We start from the raw sequence: 25,158 nt of genomic DNA, 5'->3' as shown, positions 1-25,158 counted from the left end.
TTTATGATGGAAGATCAAAATCCTACTTTTAGTTTTGAACTGGATTACGCAGGAGAAAAAGTCAGGTGCCGGGTGAACATGCAGGCGCAATCCTGCGAGATATTGTTCGACGGGCGCTTTATCGCGACTATAGCCCTTACGGGTGATGCGACCTGGATACAGGAATCGGGCGTCACACTACCGGATTCGATCATTGAAGAAATTGGCCTTCGGGTCGAAAGTGAATACCTTTAAGCTTAAATCAACCATGCCAGAAATTCCTGATCTCAACATATTCCGTGACAACCTTGCTAAAAAGCTTGTTGGCAGAACTTTGTCAGCCATCCATATTCCCATAACCCGTCAACTCAAAGTTCCGGAAATCGTCATACAGGAATCCCTGCAGGGGCATGCTTTAACCGATATCAGGAGAACAGGCAAAGAATTACATTTTATATTTCAAAACGGCCATGTATTAAGTGTGCACCTCATGTTGCACGGTACCATGTACTGGTATGAAGGTGAAAATACAAACCGGTTTACGATCGCGGAATTATTATTTGAAGACCAAACCGGTCTTGCGATCACGGATTGGCAGAAAGCGGTAATCCTGACCCTCGATCCCAAGCCGGCTGTCGCCCCCGATGCCTTGCAGCTACCGGACGGATATCTGCGATCGGCATTGCCGAAGTTATCGAAATCCATTAAAACTGTGTTGACCGAGGGCAAAACTGTGCAGGGCATAGGAAACGCCTATGTTGATGAGATCCTTTATGCCGCCAAAATATCACCTTTTTCCAAAGCCAATAAAATCCCTGAAACAAATATTGAGATTTTAACCGCAGCGATTAAATCAGTATTGACGGATGCTGAAAATCATATCCGTCACAACTTTCCGGATACGATCACCGAAAAGGAACGTGATTTTTTGCAGGTACACCGCCCGAAACAAAGCTTAACACTCAGCGGCGAACCTATTCTTAAGGCTGAAGTGGATAAACGCAAGACGTATTATACAGAAAGCCAGCATTTATTTGAGTAAATTTGTTAGGCCCGCGGGATCTTACCGTTTAAGGTTAATAATTCCTAATTTGCCATTATGCCTGAGAACGCTTTGACATGAGCATCTCTTTATGATCGGTTGGCTCACTTGCTTCCAGACATGCGGGTACCGGTTGGGCGGGACCCTGAAGATGCCGATGGTCAGCAAAGAAATATCCAAATACATGTTAGCGGCGTTATTGCAGGACTGCAAGTGCTTTACTTATTTGAGATCATTGATATTGCTGCGAGGTTAAATGGCCCAAGAGTGGCACAATTCGGACAGCGCATGAAAGCGCTCAAGGCATCCAAAGGCTTTCTTATCCACAACCAGAATCCCAATAAGGACGTTTATAAATTCAGCCGCAGAAATGGTGTCGAACTTGTTTATCAGGATGGAATCTTGTCCGGAGATTTTCTGATCGAGCCGGAAGTTCCAGTCAAATTTTTCAACCCGACGCTAAGTGCAGCGGAAGTGAATCAAACTGTATTTTATAACAATGCCATGTGCTTTAACCCTCCTCCGTGCCTGGAACAGGTACCTGGAGATTTCGGAATAGTTTCTTTGGATGGGGGGCAAACACAAATCAAACTGGGCGATTACATTGCCGGGCAATACCTGCAGAAACGGCCTAACCTGCTTGGTTATGAAAAATCGAAATTACAGGATGAAAGCGTGTTTATCCGCAGGAATAACAGCTGGTTGCTGACGGAGTTCACCGTCACATTCAAATGGAACAAACCGGCATGTCCCGTTTACACGAAATCAGCCGAGCTTCTGGCTTTTCAATCTCAATGGGAAGGTAAAAAGATCACATCGGAATATAGAGTCCGGAATTTGAGTTTGCCGGAACAAGAACACCGGATAATCATCGGTAATCCATATGATATGCCTGTTCATTGTCATCTGCTTTACGAAAAACCGATGAAGCTCCCTGAAGAAGACATGGAAGGCTGGATCCCCCGGCATATCGTATATAAAGGGGATTGATCATTGATCTGGCAAATCTTCCGGCACTTCTTCCGGATGATTTTTAAAATATTTCCGTGCCTGTTTCAGACCTGTAGCAATTGCTTCACCTTCATCGTTGGTTGTTTTCAAAACCTCATTGGCGATCTCCGTTGCTTTATCGCGCAGATAACCGGGCTGGTTCTTGTAGGATGGCGGATAGTCGCCGTTGTACCATGGCATAGGCGTCGAAATAAAATTAAACTTCTGTTCTGTTCAGCAATGAACCCGGTTTTTCCGGGCTGATCTCCGGATGTTGCGGCAATTCAACCGGCTCCTTGTCCGGCGCTTCCGTTGGTATGCCGGGGCTTGCGGGGTCACTGGGTTGTTGTATTTCCGGCGAAGCGGGCCGAACCGGCGCTTCCTGCGGCTCATTCGGCATGGTCTCGTGTTGCTTACCCATAATAAATCAGTTTATTTGAAATATCTACCCAATTATTGTTCCAATCTGACATCCCGTTCAGAAAAAAATACAGGACGAACACGGCTGGGTTTTATTTCTTACTAATTAATTTAATTTCTTATAAATGGCACGGTATTGGCAATAGGTTTAGCCTATCAAAAGAAAAACACTATGAGCACGACAACAGCAGCAACAGGCGTTATCAACGACCTGATCGAAATTAACAATGACCGCGTAGCGGGTTTTGAAAAAGCCATTGCGGATATCAAAGATGAAAATATTGACCTCAAAGAACTGTTCCATGGTTATGCTGCACAGAGCCGTAAAAACAGCCAGGAACTCGCGGCGCTGGTAGGGAACGTTGATGAGGTGGAAACAGGTAACAGCGTAAGTGGTACTTTACACCGGGCCTGGATAGACGTTAAGTCCCTGTTTGGCGGCAGCGACCGTGTTAGTATCCTTTCAGAAGCGGAAAGGGGCGAAGATGCCATCAAAAAAGCGTATCAGGATGCATTGAACAGTGAAGATCTTCCGGTCAATGGACGTGAAACGGTAAGCAGCCAGGCACAGGAGATCAATGCCGCGCACGACCAGATCAAAGCTTTGCGGGATGCCGCTAAAATTTAATTTCCATGTAGTTTTTTTGAAAGCTGCCTTGAGGGGCAGCTTTTTTATTGCCCATGCTCTACGAAAACAATATAGCCCAATTGTTGACCATTCATGAAATCTATCAGGAAGCCGACTTCCTTGATTACGCCAGGGGCAGGGAGATCCTGGCCAAATATCCCGACGCTAAACTGATCGAGATAAGGACTCACAACGAGATACCCGAGCTGATCGGGTTTGCCGGTCAAGTCGAATACTGGCTGCAAATCCAGGGTCTCTGAAAATAGTGTAGCTTTTGGTGATCACGGTATGGCCATTCAAATGTACCAGGGTATCCGGAAGGACCATTACTTTACAGTTGGGATGTAATGTCAGGAACAAAGGGGCCACAACAGCAAATTATAAGATCCGTGTACCGAATACTTTGTCAATAGCGCTGCTCAATTGATATTTTATACAACCTGTGAGAGTTTTTGGAACAGCCTTTGCATGATGAGGTCATCATTTACCTAAAGAAAATAAAATGAGATCACTTTTGTACATCGTAGCAGTTATCCTCGTTATAGGATGGGCTATCGGAACATTCGCTTACGCAGCCGGCGGGCTGATCCATGTATTATTGGTTATTGCAATTATTTCGTTGATCCTCGGATTTCTCAGGAGAGATACCACTGTAGTCTAATTTATCAACCTAACCGATAACCCGGTGAGCAACCGGGTTATCGGTTTATCTGTTCTTATGGCTAATTATCCCATCAGCATCACTTTAGATCGACAAGTACATCATTTTGAAGTAGGGGAATACCCGCATCATGATGAAAACCGCTGCCGTTACCGCGTTTATGAGGACGGGAAACTGGTTGCCAGCTTTGAACCGGACGCTCAGGATTATCTTTATGTTTGCCAAAATGCGGCCGGGCTGGAAGAGGAACTGCTTCATTTACTGGCTGATCAGATAGAAGCGAAACTACAGCACCCCGGCAATAAGCACCTTGATTTAAAAGACCGGGAACAATGAGATCAATCTGGACAGGATCAATCGGCTTCGGTCTGGTAAGCATACCCATCAAACTATTTTCGGCCGTACAGGAAACGAGGCTGGATCTGGATATGCTGGACAGCCGTGATCACGCGAACATCAAGTTCATGCGTGTCAATGAACACACGAAAAAAGAAGTACCTTACGACAAGATCGTAAAAGGTTATAAATACGACGATGACTACGTCATCATAGAAGACGCGGACTTTGAGGCGGCTGCGCCGGAAAAGAGCAAAGTGATCGAAATTGAAAACTTTGTCGACCTGGATTCGGTGAGCCCGATGTACTATGAAAGCTCCTATTATACACAACCGGCAACAAAGAAGAATAAAGCCTACGCACTATTGTTGGAGGCATTAAAAAAATCGGGTAAAGCAGGCCTCGCCCGTTTCGTATTGCGTAGTACGGAGAGCCTTTGTATTGTACATCCTGTTGAACAAAATATCGTAATTACCCGAATCCGTTTTGCTCAGCAAATCCGGGATCAAAAAGAATTATCACTGGATGAAAATATCACGGTAAGCAAAAAGGAGCTGGACATGGGTTTGGCGTTGATCAACCAATATGCGGAGCCACTCGATCTTTCCAAATATCAAGACCAGTATCATGATGAGCTGGTGAAGATCATTGAGGCAAAGGCGAAGGGTAAACGACCTACGATCAAGAAATTGAAACCCAAACCGTCGAAGAGCAATGACCTTTATGACCAGCTCCTGAACAGCTTACAGTCAAAAAAAGGCGCATAAATTTAAGTGTGCTATTTAGGTTGCAGCGGCATTAATATGGCTTATAATTTCTGACAGCAGAAACGGGTCATCAATGCTACCGCCCGTTACCTCCCAATGCCCACCAGTCATCTCAAGCTTTGCGACGATCTGTTCATTGATCAAGATAATAAAATGTCCTTTCATTTCCTGGATGCGGACGGTGTCCGCCTGGAAGTCTTCGCCATAAATGAATGCCATGCTTTTGGTTGAGTTAGCTTCCTCGTTCAGGATGGCGGCAATGGCGGCTTCCTCCTCTATATGCTCGTCCGTCAATACCTTGAGTGCTGTAACCAGCTGCCAGATTTCGTTCGAAGTCAGTTTGTTCCCTTGATATTTCCAATCCGGTATCCTGTCTCTATTAAGCCTCAGTTCCCCCAAAAAAAAGTCATGATGAATTTCAGGCGAATCGATATATTGCAGATACCGGTCCCGGTTGCTTTGTTCTGCCGATCCATCTTCACCTGCTCTCGGAAAGCCTTCATAAATTCGTAAGACATCGGTTGCGACAAAGGCATGCGCTTCTTCCTCATAGACGGGAATCAAATCAAAAATCTCGAGACTGCCGTTTTCACGCACAACTGCCACCGATACCGGGTTATTCAGGATTGCCATAGCGTATAGATTAGTTTTGCCGAAGCTTAGCCTCCATGCTCAATGTGGTATGCGGAACTGCCATCAGCCGCTCCTTTTGGATCAGTTTACCGGTGACGCGACAAGTCCCGTAAGTTTTGTTACCAATCCGCTGCAACGCAGCTTCAAGGTCAGTAATGAATTTCTTCTGACGCGCTGCCATTTGGTGAACGGTTTCTTTCTCTAAGGTCGCAGCGCCATCTTCCAGTGTGGAGTAAACACCGCCGGTGTCGTCCGTGCCATTGGGATTTCCTCCCCGCAACGAACCCAGCAAAACATCCAGTTCCTCTTTAGCGGCAGCGATTTTTTGCTGGATCAGTCGTTTAAATTCTTCCAGTTCCTGGTCAGAATAGCGGGTTTTATTATTAGTGTTAGTCGTTAGTTTTTCCATGACCCAATTAACGCATATCTGGCAGGCTTGTTTAAAAATATGCGGACTTTATTCAATTCCCAGGTTATATCCCATTGCTGACCGTCGATCAATCCAGCACAATCTGCCATTCCTGATCATTATTTAACATGTAGCCCAGTCCATCGCTCATCTCATGCACTTCTTTCCGATACTTATCGCTATAGCGCGTATGCAGTTCCCGAACCGGTGCGCCGCTTTCTCTTTTCAGGAAAAACAATAAGGATGCCATGTTTGGAGCCACATCTTTTAACTGGTCGCTTTCTCCTTCTTTGACAAATGCCCTGCTCATACATCCTTTGATTGGTAAACAATAAAGCCCCGCAATGCAGGGCTCATCGTTTAAATAAATGCTGAACTATACTTTCTTTTCAATATTCCTGCGCTGATTGCCGACTTCCTTTTTTGCATCCTTCACGGCTTGCTTACTGGTACCCTCTTTATGCGCCTCATATTTGATCTCGTGTGGCTGATCCGAAACCGAATTCCTTTCCACTTTACTTCCTCTTGTGCTCATAATTCAATGATATGTTTTCAATTAGTAACAAAATTCGTGATACAAGGTTTTAATGGTTTTAAAAACAGGGATACCATTTTTTTTGTTGTTTTATTGATGCAACAACCCAGCTACCTGAATTTTGACCCGGATCATTACGCCTGGAAACCGGATACTGATTACCGGGAACGACCGGAACTTTATCGTGTGGGCAAAGGGGAACAGGGCGTGCTGATCTGCGAACCTTACAAAAGCGAGATCGGGCAATATTGGCGTTTTAAAACAAAAGCGATCGCCGGGGAAAGCAGTGAACGGATATTCAATTTGTTTACTGAATATCTAGCCGCCGGTGATTTTGTTGGTGCAGATATGGCGCGTAAATATTTGCAGATGGGTTACACGCGTGCCCGTCGTTACGCGAATTATAAGGGCGGCAAAAAATACGATGGGCACCAGGACTACGTCTTGCTGGAGCGCGGTAGCGGTGATCCCGAAAAAGCGGAGGCGGCCAAAGTATTTTATGCCAGATGGAAAGCAGCGGAGGCTAATGAAGTTTACGCCGCTATGAAAAAAGACTGGAAGCATGCGAGGGGTTAAAAAGGAAAACTTACCGCAAAAGCTATGCGTTACATGCGGCAAACCGTTTCATTGGCGCAAAAAGTGGGAAAAGTTTGGGAGGAAGTTAAATACTGTTCGGAAAAATGCAAACGGAGCAAAATCCGCTGATATTGACCCTTAGGCTGGATGATAGCAGCCAGGCGTTCTTTGATGAACTGCGGGAGAGACATTTTCCCCCGGATCGTAATTTTCTAAAAGCCCATTTGACTTTATTCCACAAATTGCCGGATCAACCGGACACCCTGGAATATTTTAATAATTTGCAATATGGTACCTTTGAAATGAAGGTTATCGGTTTGCGGCATCTTGGCGCAGGAGTGGCCTATCAGATTGAATCGCCGGAATTGCAGCAGCTAAGAAAGGAAGCGGGCCTTTATTTCTGGCCTGTATTAAGTCCACAGGACCGTCAAGCGTTCAAACCGCACATTACGATACAAAATAAAGTGACACCGGAGGCATCCGAAGCTTTATTAAGGGAATTGAGTGCGCATTTTAAACCGTTCACCGTTAATGGTATCGGGCTTGATTTATGGGAATACCTGGGCGGTCCATGGCGGCACAATTTTAGTTATGATTTTATAAAATGAATAATGAGCTGGACCTGCCCGAAATGTGACCGTGAACTGCCCTGGAAAGATTACCGCCATTATTGCGCGCGCGTAAACCTCGATACTTTATTTGAAGGCCGTTCGCCTGAACTGGTGCTGGCCTTTGACAAGATCCTGGCCGAGGTTTCCGATTGGGACAAGGTATTGGTCGGTGTGACGCCGAACTGTATCGTTTTTACGCGGCGTGTCGGTTTCCTTATCATCCGTCCGATGAAAAAATGGCTGGACCTTAAGTTTTATTCTGCTGCGCAACATCCGGAAAAGCCTGTTATCAAGAGCGTAGCAGCAGGAAAAAAGTTCGAGAACCACATCCGCCTGGATTCATTGGATGATATCCGGCCCGCCTTGTTCGTGTATATCCGGGAATCATATGAACTAATGCGGAATTAGCATTAGATCTTTAAACACAAAATCACCTGATGAGCCTTTTACAGGCTTAACCCTGAATTTGCTAAAATAAACATACTTACTTCAAACCTATTCTTCGTGGATGCTTTTCAATAATTCATCCATTTCACGCTGACAGCCGGTGATTATGCCGGCAACATCTTCCTGCTCGTTTACGTCGAGTAAGTCACCGTCATAAATCCAGTTATCATTATCATCGAACAGCAATCTACCCAGTTTCAACCCCGGTATCGGTTCATAAAGCCAGTAACTTCCCATGGTATCCGGTACAAGCTGGATCCATCGCCCCGAACCCGTTTTAACAGTTACTGCCTTATCGTTGAATAACTTATTTCTCATGTAAAACAAAAGTGAATAAAAAAATGTAAAAAAGAATAAGGAAATGCTAAAAATATTAGCATAGTTTTGTAGTCCCCAAATTGAAATGTTATGGCAGGCGAGAAACAGGCAATCATCGACAAGCTCAGGCAGGATATCCTGACCTGGGAGGGCTTTAAGCCCGCAGCTCCGGGAGCATTCAATTCATTTGGCTTGGGTCCGCTTGAGGCCGCATTTCCCAATCGGGTTTTTCCGACCGGGGCCATTCACGAATTCATTAGCCAGCGTCCCGTGGAAACGGCTGCTTGCGGCGGCATGATCGCCGGTATTCTTCGGGTATTGCTTGAAAAGGGCGGTATCTGTGTTTGGGTCAGCTATACGAGAAGGATCTATCCGCCGGCGTTGAAGCGATTTGGCATAACGCCCGACCGGGTGATCTTTGTCGACGTGTCACTACAGAAAGATGTGCTTTGGGTAACGGAAGAGGCATTGAAATGCGAAGGGGTGGCGGCCGTGGTCTGCGAAACGCATAACCTTAGTTTTATGGAATCCAGGCGTTTGCAACTGGCTGTCGAACAAAGTCAGGTTACCGGTTTTATCCTGAGAAAGGACGTCAAAAAAGAGAATACAACGGCCTGTACCGCGCGCTGGTATGTCCGGCCGGTCCGCAGCCAGCTCCGTCCCGGTATGCCCGGTGTTGGTATGCCCCGCTGGCAGGTTCAACTGAGCAAAATTAAGAACGGCAACCCGGGAATCTGGACACTGGAATGGTCCCAGGAACAGTTCAGGGTTGTTACGCCTTACACCGCACCTGAAAAATTCCACCAGTATGCCTAAGCGTTTTTTATCCCTTTGGTTCCGTTATCTGCTGACCGACTGGAAGACGATTCGGCAGCCTGATCTGAAGGGCAAAGCTTTTGTTTTTGCTGAGCCTGATCATAGCCGGCTTTTGGTGACAGCGGCAACCGCCGTTGCCCAGCAGTTCGGGATCGAAGAGGGGATGACCGTTGCCGATGCCAAGGTGATCAGCCCTGACCTTGTCGTCTTTGACGGAAAAAAAGGCAGGGCGGTGAAACTGCTAACCGGGCTGGCTGAATGGTGTTTGCGGTATACCCCGCTGATTGCGCTGGATCCGCCCGACGGACTGCTGCTGGATGTAACCGGTTGCACGCATCTGAAGGGAGGGGAGCGCGAATTTCTGAAAGACATGATCGGCCGCTTAAAGGAGATCGGTTATGATGTCCGGCCCGGGCTCGCCGATACTATCGGCAGTGCGTGGGGTGTTGCGCGATGTGCAAAAAACGGCCTGATCGTTCCGGTTGGTGGTCATCGAAATGCATTAATGCCTTTGCCGCCCGCAGCACTCCGGCTTCCTACAGATCTCCTGATCAAGCTCCGGAACTTAGGGCTCTATACGATCAGCGGTTTTGTCCATATGCCGCAGGCGGTCCTGCGCAGACGATTTCAAAAAGAACTGGTGCTGCGCCTTTTGCAGGCTTTGGGCCAGGAGGAGGAATTCCTGATTCCGCTAAAAGAACCGGTGCCGTACAGCGAACGCCTGGAATGCCTCGAACCCATCACTACACGTGAAGCTATCGGAATCGCGGTAAGCAACTTACTGGAGCGTTTATGTAAGCGGCTTTACGCGGAGGGCAGGGGCCTCCGCCAATCTGAACTGATCTGGTTCCGTATCGATGGAAAGAAAGGGCAGATCGCTATCGGCACCAGCCAGGCCAGTAACCGTACGGAACACCTGTTCAAACTTTTTTCGTTTCAGTTCGATCAGATCGAACCGGGGCTGGGAATCGAGCTTTTCGTCATGGAAGCATCCCAAACGGAGGCGGCGAGCGATAAGCAGGGGGGGCTTTGGGCCGGGAAGCCGGGTCCGGACAGCGAGGAGATCGCTGAACTGGTGGACCGGATCGTTGGGCGCATAGGTAGTCAGGGCGTTCGCCGTTACCTTCCCTCGGAACATTACTGGCCCGAGCGTGCCGCTGCTCCCGGAGATCAACGAAAAGATGACCTGGCAGGTGCATGGTGGTCTGACCGGCCAAGGCCTATCCAGTTACTTGATCAGCCTGAGCTGATTCAAGCCATGGCCCTGACGCCGGATTATCCGCCCAAAATGTTCAATTATAAAGGTGAACGTCATGTCATTGTCGCTGCTGACGGCCCGGAACGTATCGAACGGGAATGGTGGCTGGAGCCCGGCGAACACCGGGATTATTATATCGTGGAAGATGAAGAGGGTGGGCGTTACTGGCTGTTCCGTTCCGGACATTATGATTCCGGCCAATCGCAATTGTGGTACCTCCATGGATTTTTCGCATGAGCTACGTTGAATTACAGGTAACCAGCAATTTCAGCTTCCGGCGTGGGGGGAGCCACCCGGAAGAACTTGTCGACCAGGCGGCTGATCTGGGTTATGATGCGATTGGCATCACCGACCGCAATACTTTCGCGGGATTGGTCCGGGCTTATGTAGTTGCCAGGGACAGGAATATCCGCTTGATACCGGGAGTCCGTCTTGACCTGGTTGACGGTCCTTCGCTTTTAGCTTACCCGAAAGACAAAGTAGCCTACGCCCGTTTATCAGCCCTGCTTACTAAGGGTAACCTGCGGGCGGAAAAGGAAAAGTGCTATCTCTATAAAAAAGATGTGTATGAACATAGTGAGGGCAGCATTTTTATCATTATTCCCCCGGGGAAACTGACGAATGACTTTGAATTTGAGCTGGTATTTAAAACTCATGTACAGGAATACCGGTCCAATTTGCAGGAGCTGTTTGTGGCGGCTACCCGCTCTTACCTCGGGGACGATATGAAAAGACTGTTCCTGCTGTCGGAGCTGAATGTGCCCCTGGTCGCCACCAATGATGTTCATTATCATGCACCTGAGCGGCGGGAACTTCAGGATGTGCTCACCTGCGTTCGTGAAAAATGTACGATTTTCAATGCCGGTTACAAACTACATCAAAACGCGGAGCGGTTTCTAAAGCCGGCAACAGAGATCGACCGGCTTTTCAACCAGTACCCCGAAGCTGTAGCCAATGCGCGAAAGATCGCCGATGCCTGTCATTTTGATCTGAAAACCTTAAAATACCAGTACCCGCATGAACTGACCACCGATGGCCGTACGCCCCAACAGCAGCTGGAATGGCTGACCTGGAAGGGGGCAGATGAGATTTACCCGGAGGGCATACCCCAAAAAGTTAAAGCATCGCTCATCGATGAGCTGAATATCATTCAAGAAACGGATACAGCCAATTATTTCCTGACCGTAGAAGATTATGTCAGGTGGGCGAGAAACAGGCGCATCCTATGCCAAGGCAGGGGATCGGCAGCCAATTCAGCGGTATGCTTCGTACTGGGCATCACCTCGGTAGCACCGGATAAGTTTAACCTGCTGTTTGCCAGATTCCTTTCGAAGGAGCGGAATGAACCGCCTGACATCGATGTGGATTTTGAGCATGAACGCCGGGAAGAAGTGATCCAATATGTTTTCGAGCGCTTCGGCCGTGACCGTGCCGCAATTTTACCCACCGTGACGATGTTGCACTTTAAAGGCGCGATAAGGGATGTAGGCCGGGCGATGGGACTTTCGGTGGACGTTGTCGGCAAGCTCTCCGAAGCTTTTGGCGACTTTTCGGAAGAAGATATGAATACCGGCCAGTTGCGGTCCTTTGGCCTGAACGCCAAAGAACCGCTGTTGCTCAAAGTGATGCAGCTGACTTCCCAGATGATCGGGTTCCCCCGCCAGTTGGGACAGCACACCGGCGGTTTTGTAATTACGGACGGTAAGCTGAGCGACCTTTGTCCGATCTTTCATGCCCGCATGGAAAACCGTACCAATATCGAATGGAATAAGGATGATATCGATGCATTGGGTTTTATGAAGGTGGATATCCTGGCTTTGGGCATGCTAACCTGTATCCGTAAGGCCTTCGACCTCGTTGAAAAGCACTATGGCAAACAGCTTACCCTGGCTAATATCCCCCAGGATGACCCCGCTGTTTACGAGATGATCACTGAAGCTGATACGCTCGGTGTTTTTCAGATCGAAAGCCGGGCACAAATGTCCATGCTGCCGCGGATGAAACCCAACTGTTTTTATGACCTCGTCATCGAAGTTGCCATAGTCAGGCCCGGTCCGATCCAGGGCGATATGGTGCATCCGTATATCCGGAGACGAAACGGGGAGGAGGCGGTAGATTACCCGTCCGATGAGATCCGGTCAATCCTGGAGCGTACCCTGGGTGTCCCGCTCTTCCAGGAACAGGCGATGGAACTGGCCATCGTCGCAGCGGGCTTTACGCCGGGTGAGGCTGACCTGCTCAGACGGAGCATGGCGACCTTTAAATTCAACGGGTTGGTCACCAAATTTGAGCACAAGCTGATTAATGGCATGACCTCCCGCGGCTACAGTAAGGACTTTGCGCAACGGATCTTTAAGCAACTGGAAGGGTTCGGCAGCTACGGTTTTCCGGAAAGCCATGCGGCCAGCTTCGCGCTACTGGTCTACGTCTCCTGCTGGCTGAAGCATTATTATCCCGACGTTTTCGCGGCAGCGCTGCTGAACAGCCAGCCTATGGGATTTTATCAGCCTGCTCAAATTGTACGGAACGCACAGGAACATGAGGTGAGGATCCTGGAGATCGACGTCAACTATTCGGAATGGAACAATTTACTGGAAGGCAAGCATGGCAGATACTGTCAATTGCGATTGGGTTTCCGGCAGATCAAAGGCATCCGCGAGGAGGAAATGGAAAAACTGGTCAGGGGAAGAGTTAAACATTATACAGAAGTTCACCAGCTTTGTGACGCAGGCGTCAGCGTCGCTACCATGGAGAAATTGGCCAACGCAGATGCATTCCGGTCCATGGGGCTTGACCGCAGGCAGGCTCTTTGGCAGGTCTCGGCTTTGCATGACCGTCCGGTTGCGCTGTATGAAGGACAGCCTTCGGAAAGTAATTATGAACCGCAGGTGGACCTTCCCCTGCTGCGTCAATCGGAGCATGTCGTACAGGATTATGCCACAACCGGTTTATCGGTCAAGGGCCATCCCCTCAGCTTTGTCAGGGATAAGCTGGAGCTATTGCATATTATCACTGCCAGCCAGGCGAACAAAACGGGGAACAAAAAGATTATAAAAACCGCAGGTTTGATCCTGATCCGCCAGCGGCCCGGTACCGCTAAAGGTGTTTGTTTTATCACGCTGGAAGACGAAACCGGTACCACCAACCTGGTTGTCTTCCCTAAACTCTTTGATAAATACCGCAAGGAGATCCTTCACGCCCGTCTCCTGATGGTCGAAGGCGTGGTTGAACGCACCGAAGTAACGCACATCATTGTCAGGCGCGTTTTCGATATTACCAAATTGTTAGGTGACCTAACTGCTATCCGTAATGAACAGCAGCCAATAATGACCTTGTCCAGGGCGGACGAAAAAGCATCGCCTTTTATTCCAATGGAAAAGCCTTTGAAAACGCAATCGACGGAGGAAAGCTTTCACAAGGGAAGAAATTTTAAATGACTTTAAGACCATTGTATTGCTTCCTTTAAATGGCACCATTCTTCGGATTAGAAGTGCTAGTGTTTATAAATAAAATAAAGCAGCCAGGTCACAATAAAAAAGAGGCTTAAGTAACCAAACCATAGATAAGTGTACCATTTCTTTTTGTCATCGATGAATTGGAGGTCTGCATTATGCTCTATGTCGCTATTAAGGATTCTATTTATATCCTGTGCGTCCAGCAGATCTGTGTAACGTTGTTTCAGGTCGACGTAACTATCCGCAAACCTCTTTCGTTGTTCATTTACTTCCCAGTTAATCAGAAAAAAATAACCAATTGAACAAATAATAAATGTAGTAGATAGAGTAACAGCATCGATCGTAAATACATTCTCCAACTTGTCTTTGCCGATTACTTTAAGGATAATTGTCGAAATATAAAACGACAAAAGCGCCAATGTACTTTTCTGGAAACCGCTTGCGAAACCGTCTACTATCTTATTCGCCCGGTCATGGAAACCAAACAACTGATCAGATACCTTATTTCTGATTTCAATATACTGTTTGATGTTTTGTTTTTCATAAACCTTGTAGCTCGATTGAACAGACAAGAATGGTTCTCCTTTCAGTGAAAGGTCGGAGGGGTTCTCTAATTGAAGTGAAATGATATTACGTGCTAAACCAAGTTTGTCAGTAAAGCTACCGGATTCATATATCCATTTATATATTTTCAGGTACTGCCTGCTATCATCTTCTTGAACTGCTAAGTACTGAGCTATCGCATTAATCGATTTATAGCCATTAAGGCGGTAAGCGATTTCGCTACCCTGTATCGTGGTGATATCAAAGATCAGGGCTACTGAGATGATCGACGAAAGTTTATTAAATAAAGCTCCCAAGCCCTTATGATCGGTGTCTGTTAAACTGAAATCCTCCGGTATCAGTATGTATTTTGAGATGAAATTATAATAGCAGGCCGATTTCGCTTTGTTGAAAATAACTGGTCGATCGATTTGCAAGGGACTTCCGGAGTATCCACTTCTTACAAACCATATGGTGTCCGATTTTATGGTAAAATTATCGTTTTGTAATTCAAATACAAGGTGATTCTTTTTTAGCAAATAAGTGTTAAACTCGTGAATGATGGCCTCAAGACTTAGTTTATTAAGGGAATCAAAAAAAAGATTAATGTCGTATATCGAAATAACACCATCATTGACCTCTTTAGAAACCGTAACGATGATTTTTATTTCTTCATTTTCAACAATCGATAATTTAGTTTCGAACGAAGATTTAAATTCTTCGGCATCGTCTCCGCTATAAAAGTCTAAAGGATCTCCGTCATCTATACTAACAGATATATGAACTGTGTCTCTTGCGTTCCAAAACGATAAGCCAGTGGTCAACAATCCTGAGTCAAGATTTTTATAGGAAGTCGCGTTAAGAATGATGGTCAATTCGTTGAAACGTTCCTTGATATCTTTTTGATCAAATTCAAAAAGGTCTAAAAAAATTGAGAGCGGATTTTTATTCATTGGTCATGACATCGGTATCAGTGAAGTAATCAAAACCTTCCGATGATTTGATCATTACCCACCTGTCACCATTTTTTTCTTCATATCGTTGAATGGTTCCTTTTAGGTTTTGAATGCCATCTTTTATATTGAGATCGATCTGAGGAGTTAAGGGTATAGAGTTTTTGAATCTTTTGCTGATTTTATTTGGAGCGATATTAAATTTACTATCAAAATTACCTTTGGCAAGTTGCTTCCTCGTTTTACTTTCTAAATCATGGATATCTAAATTCGGATCAAAGGGTACATGACTGCTAATAATGTCTTCTATAAACCCATCTAAAGTAAATTCAGGTCTAATACGGAAATACCTGATCGTAGCATTCCATAACTCAATATAATCACGTTTACTGGTTTTTTTAATTGGATTTAAAATCTTCGTTTCAATAACATTAAATACCTGTTCAGTATTATGTTCATCCGTATGGACTTGAGTAAGCTCCAAAAAGTCCCGATACCAGTAAACTGTAAATACCGAATTTGTATCGTAGACTGCAACTTTGGTGATGTTATCAGTGGTGTCGACTTCAGCAACAAATGCTTTATAGATTTTTTTCTTAATAGGAAAACCTTGACGTTTGGTATAACTCAATACATCTAGGAACTCGTTGTAATCTGCTTTCGATATGATCATTTTTCTCATTCCATCTTGAAAACGAACGAGTGACATAACGGCAATACCTTTAAGTAGATCCACTCCGAGATTATTTCGCTTGTCCGATTCCTGCTCTCTTTTATGAAGTCGATTAGCCAGCTCAAGCGTTAATGCTGAAAACGTATCATAATCATCACCCTTTATGTTAACAATATCTTCAATTAAGCGTTTTACACCGGACTTCTCACTTTCAAATTCAAAACCTTTCTTGTCCGGATCCGAAACAATTTTGTCAAGTAAATCAATGATATAGCTTCTTAAATCATTTGTGCCGTCCGGCAGTGGGATCTGTGCGGCTGATGCCTCGTTTATATCTATTTTAAAAAGCGAATTGTAAATAATATCCATGGTTTATGATAATTAGGTCAACTAATATAATATTAAATATGGATATGTAAACCTGCTTATAAAAACGAAGTCAGTTTTAATTATAATATATCGATTATCATGGCTATGTACAGATATATGCATCGCATTTAAGCCAATTCCATTTCTTCTGGCGGCCAATGATCAAATTGTAGTATTTCCGCGGTGTCTAAATAGGTCACATCTAGGGGTGCTAATTCCGCATATTGTTTCGGAGTAGCTTCTCCCGTTATTCTGTAGTTTGAATCGATCGTGCAGAACTCCAGCATTTTGGATGGAATTTGAGTGCGAGCAATTTCGACAAGCCTTTGTTCGGTGGGATTGGCAAACAACCATTCATAAGCCAAATCGTCGGGAGGTATCGTTGGCATACGCATTTTGCTATTATGCACCTGTTTCATGAGCATATTTGCTTCCGTTGTAGCAATTGCCACCGTATTTACAAATTGGCTTGTTTCTGGATCAAGCCATTCGTTATATAGTCCTGGTAAAAAAAAATACTCTTGATCTTTTACCGCAATATAATATGGGTACTTGATGGTCTCTTTTAATTCCTGCCCTTTCTTCCCGATCTTGGGCACGTGCCTGCTTTCTACAATGCCTGTAGATAACACCAGGCAACGACGGTTTTTCGCCGCGTCCGCCCACATCGACCGTTTTCCGGTTGCATTAATAAACAGGTTTTCCGATTTGAAATTTAAGGTCGTGAATTTAGCGCGAAATAAGTTAGCCTCCGCCCTGGTCTTCACAAAGCCAGGTACATAGCCCCATTCAGCTTGCACAATCTCAAAATCCTTGCTGTCTTCAGATGGTATCAGAATGGCGCAGGGGGGGTAGTTAAAACCATTGTGAACACCGACGTTAAGAAAGTTATATCTTCTTACCTCTTTTTCGAGGTTTTTCAGTCGAATAAACTCAGAACGGGTGACTTTTTGACCGTTGTAGTAACACATATTTCTTTTTTCTTGTTTCTGATATAACCGGCAACAAGTTTGCCAACCTCCTCAGCCAGTTCCTGGCGGCCTTCCGGAATTGACGTCCAAAATTTCTTATCATCGGAGTCATAAGCGACGGTGATCACCAGCGGCATCATTGTCGGTTGCGCAAAGTCAATATGAAAGACCCTTCCATGTTTCAGGCTGTGTTCCGCAACAGTTGCTGATAACCCCTGATAAGTTATTTCAAATTCCTGTATCGCTGCCATGTTAAAGTTACAGATTAATCCGAAAAAAGTAATAATGCTAAATTAATTAGTATTGTTGTAAATTCAAAATGCTGTATCAAATTTCGATGTTCCTTCGTAAATTGTATACGAGAAAAATATCGAATAATCGAACTTATAGCAATCTAGTAAAGATCAATTAACATGGAAGCCAATCTTGAAGCACAGATGATTTCAAAGCCCCGCTGCCCGCGCTGCGGTAACAAGTTGGTTTATGAAGTAAAAATAGACTGGTTTTTTATCTTCCTCAGAAAGATTTATGCAGTTCGCAAATTCTTTTGCGTCAATTGCATGTCAGGGAGGTACGTTTGGGGAAAAGGGGGCAATCTTTAACCGATAACTTGTTCGCCGGAGGCAAAAAAATCTAAAAGCTGCTTAATTCCGCATCGATCTGCTCTCCGATCGCGTCTATATCGTCCCTGCTCAACTCCGTGTGGCCAATGATGATGTAAACCCCTTCCACTGTTTTGCAGATCGTCCCTAAGACAACGCTGTCCTGAACCAGTTCGAAGCATGGGCCTTTGTGCCCGCCGCATTCAATTTCATTAGCATCGATATTGCAATGCTGTGTGCCTATGATGCAATTGATTCTGATGGTATCCATAGTTTTCAATCTCTGCGTTCTTCAATTTTTGATACTATTTTATTGAACAAATCATCGCCTAAGGGTTTTCCTTCGGTTTGCTTCCATTCTTCGAACTGCTCAATAACTGCTATGAATATGCCATCCTGTTCAATACCAAAATGACCTTCATTATCCGTTACGCGAAAATGGTGTTCGACATTATTAATTTTCTCGGCAAATGTGAACGAATCAAACGGTTCTTTTTGCCTGATAAATTCTACAATTTGCTCCTGCTCGGCATCCGAGAAATAATCTCCGGTGAATTCCCATTGACTTGAATCTTCCAAGTGAAATGCGAGTTCACCCAACTCATTCCCGGTCATATCAGTTTCCAAAATCCGGTACACGCCTGTAAACTGCCTGACCTCGGGCAGACCTATGAAAACCGGATCGATGGTGATTGTTTTATGGCGATTATCTTCCATCAAAACCGTAAATGTTGTTAAATCAATCATTTCGCAAGAATTTTATTAATAATAAAATTCAGGCAGAAATGTTTGCGGTGCGCTCTTTCGTCCCTCATACTAACGGTCTACATTGTTTGGCCTTTTATAGTCAGTTAACCCTCTGTCTATCCAAATTATTAATGATAATAAATAGTTATCTATTGTTAATTACTAGTTTCGCTTTGATCGATGGACTACGAAGGCAGCAATTAGATTCACTATCGGCCGATGCGAAACAAATATTGCTCCCTGTCAATAATTGACTAACTCATAGCCTAACACACAGTTAGTGCGCCAACATGGCAGTTAAATATTATTCTTAATTAATAATATTAACAACAAATAAAGTGATGCCAAATTCAGCGTTTAGGTACAGATTTGGAGGCTGTCTGCATATGAAATAGTAGCAGGGCACCCATACGAGAGTAAGGTTGCAATGGTTTAACTTAACTTTTAACGTATGGGTACACATAGCCTTACTTTTTTTCCGATCGGCAATGCCGACACCACTTTAATTAAATTATCAAATGGCCAAAATGTCCTGATCGACTACGCACACATGCGATGCTATGATAAGGAGGACAAGCGCATTGACCTGCCGACGGCGATGGATAAACAGGTTATCAGCGATTTCGATGTTGTTTGTTTCACGCATGCGGATGAAGATCATATTTGCCGGTTCAGTGAGTATTTTTATTTAGACCATGCCGCAGCTTACCAGGGCGATGATCGCAAAAAGATCAAAGAACTTTGGGTGCCTGCCAATGTCTTGGTGGAAACGAATGTTGATGGTGATGCACGCATTTTGCGCCAGGAAGCTCGTTACCGGCTGAAAAACAAATACGGCATCCGTGTTTTTTCCCGGCCTAAAAAATTGAAGGATTGGTGTGATTGCCAGGATGATATTTGCTTTGACGATATCAAACACCTGATCGTAGACGCGGGCACGCTGGTACCTGGATTTACCGTTGCAGGCAACGGCGTAGAGTTCTTTGCGCATTCTCCTTTTGCCAGCGATAATTTGGACATAGATCGCAATAATGAATCTATTGTAATTCAGGCGACCTTTAATGACCGTTGTAGCACCAAGTTACTATTGGGGTCAGATGTGGATCATGACGCTTGGACGGATATCGTCAAAATTACCAAGTATTACCATAACGAGGAACGCTTGCGCTGGGACATCTTCCATATCTCGCATCATTCCAGTTATACGGCTATTGGCCCCAATAAAGGCGAAGAAGAAACTGAGCCAAACCCGGAAGTGAAATGGCTGATCGAGGATATGGGTAACCAGCGTGGTCGGATCGTTTCGCCGAGTTGGGAGATCATCCCGATTGATAGCGTGCAGCCCCCACACCGCCAGGCAGCGAATTACTATAAGCGGATCACCAAGTCCAAAAATGGCATTTACCATGTGACCATGGAACACCCTGACAAAAATAAACCGGACGAGCTAACGCTGGAGATCGATCAGTTTAACTGTATGTCGCTTAAAATTAAGGAAACCAGCAATGCTGCGTTCGCCTTTGGGGCACCTACACCAAGAGCCGGTTACCATGGATGATTATAACTCGCTACCCCTGCCAGAAAATGTAGCGATTACTTTGGAGGCCCTGAAGGTCCCCAAAGCGATTTCTTTTGCTCAAATTATCGTGCAAAGCAGTTTTGCCGAGTTGGTGGATTGCCGGCAGGTAACAGCCAATGACGATCTGTTTTTCAGGCAAGGTGACGAGATCGTTGTTTTTGATATTACCCCACAAGTCGGTCAACAGCCGATTAATGATATTCGTTTCGTCGAGCGTATCGCGGTCCATTTTGATGCCCTGGATCATAATATTCCATGGGTCTACGCCCTGCGCGCGGATTTCCCCAAAGTGGTGCACCGTAACGCGCTGTACTTTGAACAGCCGCAATGTCTGTGCATCTATGAAAATACCTATGATGAACTTAAAGTGGACTGGCGTTCCATTAAATTTTTGGAGGATATCCGTCATTGGCTCGAACTGACGGCCAAAGACGTGTTGCATCAGGACGATCAGCCCCTGGAGGCATTTTTAATAGCCAATATGGGAACGATCATCGTGCCACCGGATTACAAGGCCGAAGAAACGCTCTTTATTTATTATATCGCCCGCAAAGGTGGCCGGCTAAGTTTGGCCGCCAGTCGTATCGAACTCAAAAATTATGAGCCCTATCCGGCCCATGTCATTTTGTTGAAAGGTGAGCCGCAGGCACAGGGTGTGATCGGTATGACGCCGAATAATTTGACCGATCTGCATCAAATGTTGCTGGGTGCCGGTGTCGATCTTTTTGACGTGATCAAAAAAACGATACACGGCTTGCCGAAAACGGCAGAAAGTATGGCGCAACGATTGATGATCTTTTTAGATTTACCCAAACTGGCGCCAAGACCTGGTGTGAATGAGAATGATTTTTATGTATTTCTTACCGCCGAAAACGCAGACGAGATCGGCATACAAATGCAGTTTTTGGATAAAGACGAAGTCAATGCTTTAGGGAATGTTTTGTTTGAGCGAACGGATATGGCTTTAGGTAATCCACTTGGGGTGGCTGCTTTGTTGCCTCAAATTCAATTAACTCCTGATTGGGCTTTGCTCTTGTCAGGCAACATCAAGCATTTCGACCAGCGCGAAACCAGGATTTTGCAAATCGGTGTCGGCGCTTTGGGTTCACAATTTTTCATGAACAACGCCCGGAGCGGCTTTGGCCGCTGGACCCTCACGGATCACGATACGCTTTTGCCGCATAATTTGGTCAGACATGCCGGCGACGCAACTTACATGGGCAATTTCAAATCCATCGGTTTGGCGCTAACCGCCAACCAGATATTTGGCGGCGATAACTTCGCCGACGCCATCGTCGAGAACTACCTGCATCCGGAAAGACCCGAGGAGCTGACCGCCCGGTTGCAACAAGCCAGCGTTATAGTGGATGTATCGACTTCAATTGCAGTCGCGCGCCATCTGGCCGATCGAAAGGATCTGACCGCCAAGCGGATTTCGATGTTTTTAAGCCCGAGCGGACGTGACTTAGTGATTTTAGCAGAAGACCAGCACCGGCTGTTACCCCTGGATGCACTGGAGTTTCAGTATTACCAACGTTTAGTCGACGACCCCGAAATGAAAGATCACCTGGCGAGTGAAAAAGGTGTCCGGCTTTCTACCTCCTGCCGTGATATTTCTGCGCGCATTTCCCAGGATCATGTGGCTATCCATGCGGGTATCGCCTCGGCAGCATTTCGTAAAATGCTGAGCATGGACGTCCCCATGATTGGCATTTGGCGAATTAACGAGGCCAACATGAGCGTCATACCTTCACTGATCGAAGCAGAAAATGAGGATGTTTGGGAGATTGAAGGCTGGACAATCAGGGTATCGGTACAGCTGATCGATAAAATCGCGCAGGCGAGGTTGAGTAAATTGCCGAATGAAACCGGCGGCATCCTGATCGGCGGGTATGATTTGGAACGCAAAAAGATCTATTTGACCGATACTATACTTTCACCGAAAGACAGTGAAGAATACCCGACTGCTTATATCCGGGGAACGGATGGTGTGGAAATGATGTTGTCCAAGTATAGCAGTAAAACCGCCGACCACCTTAAATATGCCGGCGAGTGGCACTCGCATCCACAAAATTGCTCATTGGCAAAGAGCGGCGACGATATCAAACTGTTTGAACATATACACCAGGAAATGCTGGCCATTGGGTTTCCAACACTCATGATCATCGCCGGCGACGATAAAAAATATCAAATCTATTTTCAACCTAAACATTGACTTATGATAGCAAACAAACGTTTTGGCATTGCCCTTTCCGGTGGTGGTTACCGCGCCGCAGGTTACCATATCGGCACCTTAAAAAAGCTCCATGAACTTAGGGTGCTGAAAAATGCAGATGTGTTATCTACGATATCCGGCGGTTCGATCACGGGTGCGGCTTATTGCCTGCATGACGGCGATTTTGCTTCATTTGAAGCAAAAATGATCCATGCGATCACCACTAAAAGTGTGATCGGGTTTGTATTAAAATCGTGGTTATTCTGGCGGGGCGCGTTGCCTTTATTGGCTTTATTGATTGCTGCTGTGGCTTTGCCATTTACGCATTGGTCACGTTTCGCTATCCTGCCCTTGTTTATAATTATTTTCTTGGTTATTCGTTTCCAGTTCAAATTTCTGCCATTAAGCACGATTATCGAAAAGGCCTACAATCGCTTTTTCTGTTTGGAAAGCACGATGGGCGATCTTTGTGACAGCCCCGAACTTGCTATTGGTTCAACCAACCTCCAAACTATGCGGCATTTTACTTTTTCAAAGCGTAAAATGGAAGATTCTGCTTATGCTTACTATCCTAAGCCAGTGTTTTTTGATGGCGCAAAATTTCCGGTAGCGCGCGCAGTAATGGCGTCCTCTTGTGTGCCCTTTGCCTTTACGCCAGTTTCCATTGATAAAAGCTACTTCAAAGATCAGGAACTTTTCAGCACCGTTGATCCTAAATTAGTTGACGGTGGTGTATACGACAATCAAGGCATACACAAGGTCACTCAAGCCAATAGTTCATACGCTTGCGACATCATCATTGTGAGTGACGCAGGCAATAAAATGCCTTTTGAAAAACTTTATAATAATACCTTAACCCTGCTTTTGCGAACGGTGGATACATTCATGATGCGTATCAAAAACTTTCAAATGATCCAAAATATTTATGAGAACCATCATGGCCGGGAAATTGCCTACCAATCATTAGGTTGGGATATCGACGCATGCGTTTCGGGCTTTTATACCAGCTTGCTCAACCGGAACATTTCTGACAAACTGATCAGCGCACATGGCCTGGGAAAGGAATGGGTAGCCGACCCTAAAAAATTCAAGGAAGCAATCATTAAGCGTCTTTCAGAAAATAGCTATTTAGAGCAGATTAAGCTTCGCGGATTATCACCTGAGCGCCTGAAAGCGATTCGTAACATCGGCACTAACTTGACCCGTATCAAACCGGCTTTAATCAACGATATGATCATCCACGCCGAAAATCTGACGGAAATTCAGGTCCGATTATACTGCCCATCCTTAATCACCACCCCATAATCTATATCGCCATCGACACTGTTGCTTGGTTGGAGCTCTTGAAGGCTGATACCTCCTTTTCGCCGGACACCAATCCAACGCCGAAAAAGGTACAGGATATTCGTTACGAAGTGACAGCGAGAAGAAAAGTAAGTTTCGGATATAGGACCTGATTGGAAACGGTCAGGCTTTTTTACTGCGCCATGAAAATGTTTTAAGTTTCCGCTATCTTGGTTAAATTTTATTATGCGCCTATCAAAAAAAACCTCACTTCGTAGCCATACTATGGCCAGGATAAAATCTCAGCACAAAGAAATTATGCCGCCTGGTAACACGTTTTTAATACGTTACTTAAATTTCCTTTCTCAACGTGATAAATGGTGGTTGGTTTTTCTCCATGTTATTATTTTACTGCTGGCGTTTTCATTTATTCGCTGCAATTTCTTTTCCTTAATCGTTTTCAAAGAAAATTCTGCTGAAGCAATAATTGACCAACGAACATCCAATGTAGCTACTATCATCAGTATGACTTTAGCTGTTATTGGGCTTTTACTAAGTAACCTAGCGGTTAAGGACAATCTAACATACAAGCTTCTTTTCGTACATTCAAGACTTTATTTAATTCTGTATTACACATTAAGCGTCATTGCATGTTTGATAACTATATCTACGCTAAGAAATACACTTGATATAGACGTTTTCAGACAGATGGTACTTGCAGGGACTTATTTGGCAGTCTTTATCCTTTTGGGCATTGGATACCTCTTTCGTACAATCATAAATTTTGCCAGTGCCAATAGTATCGAGCAAATACTAAGTCAAAAACTTCTTGACGAAGCCAAGGAAAATCTGAAGACTATTTTGCTTTCAAAATACAGTGCCGAAATGTTTTTAGAACTGATGACCCGTAAGAACATCACTAAATACACTCTTCGTATGGCGATGGGGAACACACAATCGCAAAACAATAGCACTTTTCAGAAACAATACCAAGAAAGATTAATATATGACATCAACCTTCTACAGCTTGAAAAAGAGCTTGCAAAACCAAAGCAGGGAACCGCTTTGCATTTTACAACACCCTTATCTCTGAACCTTGTCACCAATGAATATGAAACATTTATTTATCCAAATAGTGGTCAAGGGAAAGAATCAATGCAACTTTCTAATTGCATAAAAACGAAGAAAAAGGAAAGCAGAATAAACGGATCAGATGAATACAAAGCATATTTTGATAGCAAGCTGAACGAATATGCTAAGGACGGCAAGCATTCAAAAGTGGAAGGCATATTATCTTACTATCATGAACTTTACCTCCTGGAAATGAGGAACGGCATATAA

General features: G+C 45.1%; 32 protein-coding genes. 19 read left to right on the top strand and 13 right to left on the bottom strand.

Features of this window, described 5'->3' with window-relative positions:
* The first annotated feature begins 3 nt into the window (after positions 1 to 3).
* From MTO98_RS30485 to MTO98_RS30475, 3 genes are all read left to right on the top strand, one after another.
* Positions 4 to 234: a hypothetical protein gene (locus MTO98_RS30485; protein ID WP_243482966.1), complete on the top strand. Its 231-nt coding sequence runs from the start codon at positions 4 to 6 to the stop codon at positions 232 to 234.
* Between the two features lie 13 nt (positions 235 to 247).
* On the top strand, positions 248 to 1,021 hold the full coding sequence (locus MTO98_RS30480; protein WP_243482965.1) for a DNA-formamidopyrimidine glycosylase family protein: 774 nt from the start codon (positions 248 to 250) through the stop codon (positions 1,019 to 1,021).
* Positions 1,022 to 1,141: 120 nt separating this feature from the next.
* Complete coding sequence (locus MTO98_RS30475; protein ID WP_243482963.1) at positions 1,142 to 2,011, top strand: hypothetical protein; 870 nt, start codon at positions 1,142 to 1,144, stop codon at positions 2,009 to 2,011.
* Here the strand turns inward: MTO98_RS30475 and MTO98_RS30470 are convergent, their stop codons facing one another.
* The gene (locus tag MTO98_RS30470; protein WP_112575395.1) at positions 2,012 to 2,212 is read right to left on the bottom strand and encodes a hypothetical protein; all 201 of its coding nucleotides are present in this window, start codon (positions 2,210 to 2,212) and stop codon (positions 2,012 to 2,014) included.
* A gap of 16 nt (positions 2,213 to 2,228) precedes the next feature.
* A complete protein-coding gene (locus tag MTO98_RS30465) occupies positions 2,229 to 2,411 on the bottom strand; it encodes a hypothetical protein (RefSeq protein WP_243482962.1) in 183 nt (60 codons plus the stop codon).
* Positions 2,412 to 2,603: 192 nt separating this feature from the next.
* Here MTO98_RS30465 and MTO98_RS30460 point away from each other — a divergent pair, with 192 nt between their 5' ends.
* The 5 genes from MTO98_RS30460 (at position 2,604) to MTO98_RS30440 (ending at position 4,823) form a co-directional block, all read left to right on the top strand.
* Positions 2,604 to 3,059, top strand: a complete 456-nt coding sequence (locus MTO98_RS30460; RefSeq protein WP_243482960.1) for a PA2169 family four-helix-bundle protein — start codon at positions 2,604 to 2,606, stop codon at positions 3,057 to 3,059.
* A 47-nt stretch (positions 3,060 to 3,106) separates the two neighbouring features.
* Entirely contained in the window at positions 3,107 to 3,319 is a 213-nt protein-coding gene (locus tag MTO98_RS30455; RefSeq protein ID WP_243482958.1) for a hypothetical protein, read from the top strand.
* Positions 3,320 to 3,561: 242 nt separating this feature from the next.
* The gene (locus MTO98_RS30450) at positions 3,562 to 3,720 is read left to right on the top strand and encodes a lmo0937 family membrane protein (protein WP_112575399.1); all 159 of its coding nucleotides are present in this window, start codon (positions 3,562 to 3,564) and stop codon (positions 3,718 to 3,720) included.
* A gap of 57 nt (positions 3,721 to 3,777) precedes the next feature.
* Entirely contained in the window at positions 3,778 to 4,056 is a 279-nt protein-coding gene (locus tag MTO98_RS30445) for a hypothetical protein (protein WP_243482956.1), read from the top strand.
* A complete protein-coding gene (locus MTO98_RS30440) occupies positions 4,053 to 4,823 on the top strand; it encodes a Ku protein (protein ID WP_243482954.1) in 771 nt (256 codons plus the stop codon). Before MTO98_RS30445 ends, MTO98_RS30440 begins: the two co-directional genes overlap by 4 nt.
* A 15-nt stretch (positions 4,824 to 4,838) precedes the next feature.
* Here the strand turns inward: MTO98_RS30440 and MTO98_RS30435 are convergent, their stop codons facing one another.
* The 4 genes from MTO98_RS30435 to MTO98_RS30420 form a co-directional block, all read right to left on the bottom strand.
* A complete protein-coding gene (locus MTO98_RS30435) occupies positions 4,839 to 5,456 on the bottom strand; it encodes a hypothetical protein (protein ID WP_243482953.1) in 618 nt (205 codons plus the stop codon).
* A gap of 10 nt (positions 5,457 to 5,466) precedes the next feature.
* A complete protein-coding gene (locus tag MTO98_RS30430) occupies positions 5,467 to 5,865 on the bottom strand; it encodes a TraR/DksA C4-type zinc finger protein (protein ID WP_243482951.1) in 399 nt (132 codons plus the stop codon).
* A gap of 88 nt (positions 5,866 to 5,953) precedes the next feature.
* Complete coding sequence (locus tag MTO98_RS30425) at positions 5,954 to 6,175, bottom strand: hypothetical protein (protein WP_243482949.1); 222 nt, start codon at positions 6,173 to 6,175, stop codon at positions 5,954 to 5,956.
* Between the two features lie 66 nt (positions 6,176 to 6,241).
* Positions 6,242 to 6,400, bottom strand: a complete 159-nt coding sequence (locus MTO98_RS30420) for a DUF3606 domain-containing protein (RefSeq protein WP_112575405.1) — start codon at positions 6,398 to 6,400, stop codon at positions 6,242 to 6,244.
* Positions 6,401 to 6,436: 36 nt separating this feature from the next.
* On the opposite strand from MTO98_RS30420, the gene MTO98_RS30415 reads away from it, so the two are divergent.
* From MTO98_RS30415 to MTO98_RS30400, 4 genes are read left to right on the top strand one after another with little or no spacing between them, the layout of a single operon-like run.
* A complete protein-coding gene (locus MTO98_RS30415) occupies positions 6,437 to 6,976 on the top strand; it encodes a DUF4385 domain-containing protein (RefSeq protein ID WP_243482947.1) in 540 nt (179 codons plus the stop codon).
* Positions 6,963 to 7,118, top strand: coding sequence for a DUF2256 domain-containing protein (locus tag MTO98_RS34515; RefSeq protein WP_371825390.1), 156 nt, complete (start codon positions 6,963 to 6,965; stop codon positions 7,116 to 7,118). The genes MTO98_RS30415 and MTO98_RS34515 overlap by 14 nt, the downstream gene beginning before the upstream one ends.
* Positions 7,081 to 7,584 (top strand): 2'-5' RNA ligase family protein, encoded by a 504-nt coding sequence (locus MTO98_RS30405; RefSeq protein WP_243482945.1) that lies wholly within the window; start codon positions 7,081 to 7,083, stop codon positions 7,582 to 7,584. Before MTO98_RS34515 ends, MTO98_RS30405 begins: the two co-directional genes overlap by 38 nt.
* Before the next feature lie 3 nt (positions 7,585 to 7,587).
* Positions 7,588 to 7,995, top strand: a complete 408-nt coding sequence (locus tag MTO98_RS30400) for a DUF5655 domain-containing protein (protein WP_243482943.1) — start codon at positions 7,588 to 7,590, stop codon at positions 7,993 to 7,995.
* Positions 7,996 to 8,082: 87 nt separating this feature from the next.
* On the opposite strand, the gene MTO98_RS30395 is transcribed toward MTO98_RS30400, so the two are convergent.
* Complete coding sequence (locus MTO98_RS30395) at positions 8,083 to 8,352, bottom strand: hypothetical protein (RefSeq protein ID WP_243482941.1); 270 nt, start codon at positions 8,350 to 8,352, stop codon at positions 8,083 to 8,085.
* Between the two features lie 90 nt (positions 8,353 to 8,442).
* On the opposite strand from MTO98_RS30395, the gene MTO98_RS30390 reads away from it, so the two are divergent.
* From MTO98_RS30390 to MTO98_RS30380, 3 genes are read left to right on the top strand one after another with little or no spacing between them, the layout of a single operon-like run.
* Positions 8,443 to 9,168, top strand: coding sequence for an ImuA family protein (locus MTO98_RS30390; RefSeq protein ID WP_243482939.1), 726 nt, complete (start codon positions 8,443 to 8,445; stop codon positions 9,166 to 9,168).
* Positions 9,161 to 10,663, top strand: coding sequence for a DNA polymerase Y family protein (locus MTO98_RS30385; protein WP_243482938.1), 1,503 nt, complete (start codon positions 9,161 to 9,163; stop codon positions 10,661 to 10,663). The genes MTO98_RS30390 and MTO98_RS30385 overlap by 8 nt, the downstream gene beginning before the upstream one ends.
* The gene (locus MTO98_RS30380; protein ID WP_243482936.1) at positions 10,660 to 13,863 is read left to right on the top strand and encodes an error-prone DNA polymerase; all 3,204 of its coding nucleotides are present in this window, start codon (positions 10,660 to 10,662) and stop codon (positions 13,861 to 13,863) included. The genes MTO98_RS30385 and MTO98_RS30380 overlap by 4 nt, the downstream gene beginning before the upstream one ends.
* Positions 13,864 to 13,919: 56 nt before the next feature.
* Here the strand turns inward: MTO98_RS30380 and MTO98_RS30375 are convergent, their stop codons facing one another.
* The 6 genes from MTO98_RS30375 to MTO98_RS30350 all read right to left on the bottom strand — a co-directional run bounded on the left by MTO98_RS30375 (position 13,920) and on the right by MTO98_RS30350 (position 18,739).
* Positions 13,920 to 15,377, bottom strand: a complete 1,458-nt coding sequence (locus tag MTO98_RS30375; protein ID WP_243482934.1) for a hypothetical protein — start codon at positions 15,375 to 15,377, stop codon at positions 13,920 to 13,922.
* The gene (locus tag MTO98_RS30370) at positions 15,370 to 16,419 is read right to left on the bottom strand and encodes a nucleoid-associated protein (RefSeq protein WP_243482931.1); all 1,050 of its coding nucleotides are present in this window, start codon (positions 16,417 to 16,419) and stop codon (positions 15,370 to 15,372) included. The genes MTO98_RS30375 and MTO98_RS30370 overlap by 8 nt, the downstream gene beginning before the upstream one ends.
* 128 nt (positions 16,420 to 16,547) lie before the next feature.
* Positions 16,548 to 17,390: an SOS response-associated peptidase gene (locus tag MTO98_RS30365; protein ID WP_243482929.1), complete on the bottom strand. Its 843-nt coding sequence runs from the start codon at positions 17,388 to 17,390 to the stop codon at positions 16,548 to 16,550.
* Entirely contained in the window at positions 17,339 to 17,641 is a 303-nt protein-coding gene (locus MTO98_RS30360; protein ID WP_243482927.1) for a hypothetical protein, read from the bottom strand. Before MTO98_RS30360 ends, MTO98_RS30365 begins: the two co-directional genes overlap by 52 nt.
* Before the next feature lie 382 nt (positions 17,642 to 18,023).
* Complete coding sequence (locus MTO98_RS30355) at positions 18,024 to 18,263, bottom strand: hypothetical protein (RefSeq protein WP_243482925.1); 240 nt, start codon at positions 18,261 to 18,263, stop codon at positions 18,024 to 18,026.
* A gap of 5 nt (positions 18,264 to 18,268) precedes the next feature.
* Positions 18,269 to 18,739, bottom strand: coding sequence for a hypothetical protein (locus MTO98_RS30350; RefSeq protein ID WP_243482923.1), 471 nt, complete (start codon positions 18,737 to 18,739; stop codon positions 18,269 to 18,271).
* A 451-nt stretch (positions 18,740 to 19,190) separates the two neighbouring features.
* Between MTO98_RS30350 and MTO98_RS30345 the strand changes: the two genes are divergently transcribed.
* From MTO98_RS30345 to MTO98_RS30330, 4 genes are all read left to right on the top strand, one after another.
* The gene (locus MTO98_RS30345; RefSeq protein ID WP_243482921.1) at positions 19,191 to 20,297 is read left to right on the top strand and encodes a hypothetical protein; all 1,107 of its coding nucleotides are present in this window, start codon (positions 19,191 to 19,193) and stop codon (positions 20,295 to 20,297) included.
* Positions 20,290 to 22,533 carry a ThiF family adenylyltransferase gene (locus MTO98_RS30340; protein WP_243482919.1) on the top strand — a complete coding sequence of 748 codons (2,244 nt, stop codon included), beginning with the start codon at positions 20,290 to 20,292 and terminating at the stop codon, positions 22,531 to 22,533. Before MTO98_RS30345 ends, MTO98_RS30340 begins: the two co-directional genes overlap by 8 nt.
* Positions 22,534 to 22,536: 3 nt before the next feature.
* Positions 22,537 to 23,838 carry a patatin-like phospholipase family protein gene (locus MTO98_RS30335; protein ID WP_243482917.1) on the top strand — a complete coding sequence of 434 codons (1,302 nt, stop codon included), beginning with the start codon at positions 22,537 to 22,539 and terminating at the stop codon, positions 23,836 to 23,838.
* A gap of 264 nt (positions 23,839 to 24,102) precedes the next feature.
* Positions 24,103 to 25,158 carry a hypothetical protein gene (locus tag MTO98_RS30330; RefSeq protein WP_243482915.1) on the top strand — a complete coding sequence of 352 codons (1,056 nt, stop codon included), beginning with the start codon at positions 24,103 to 24,105 and terminating at the stop codon, positions 25,156 to 25,158.

It is taken from the genome of Mucilaginibacter sp. SMC90 (assembly GCF_022811725.1).
Lineage (GTDB): Bacteria > Bacteroidota > Bacteroidia > Sphingobacteriales > Sphingobacteriaceae > Mucilaginibacter.
Note: the sequence above shows the minus strand (reverse complement) of the source record. Positions and strands in the feature narration are given on the sequence as shown.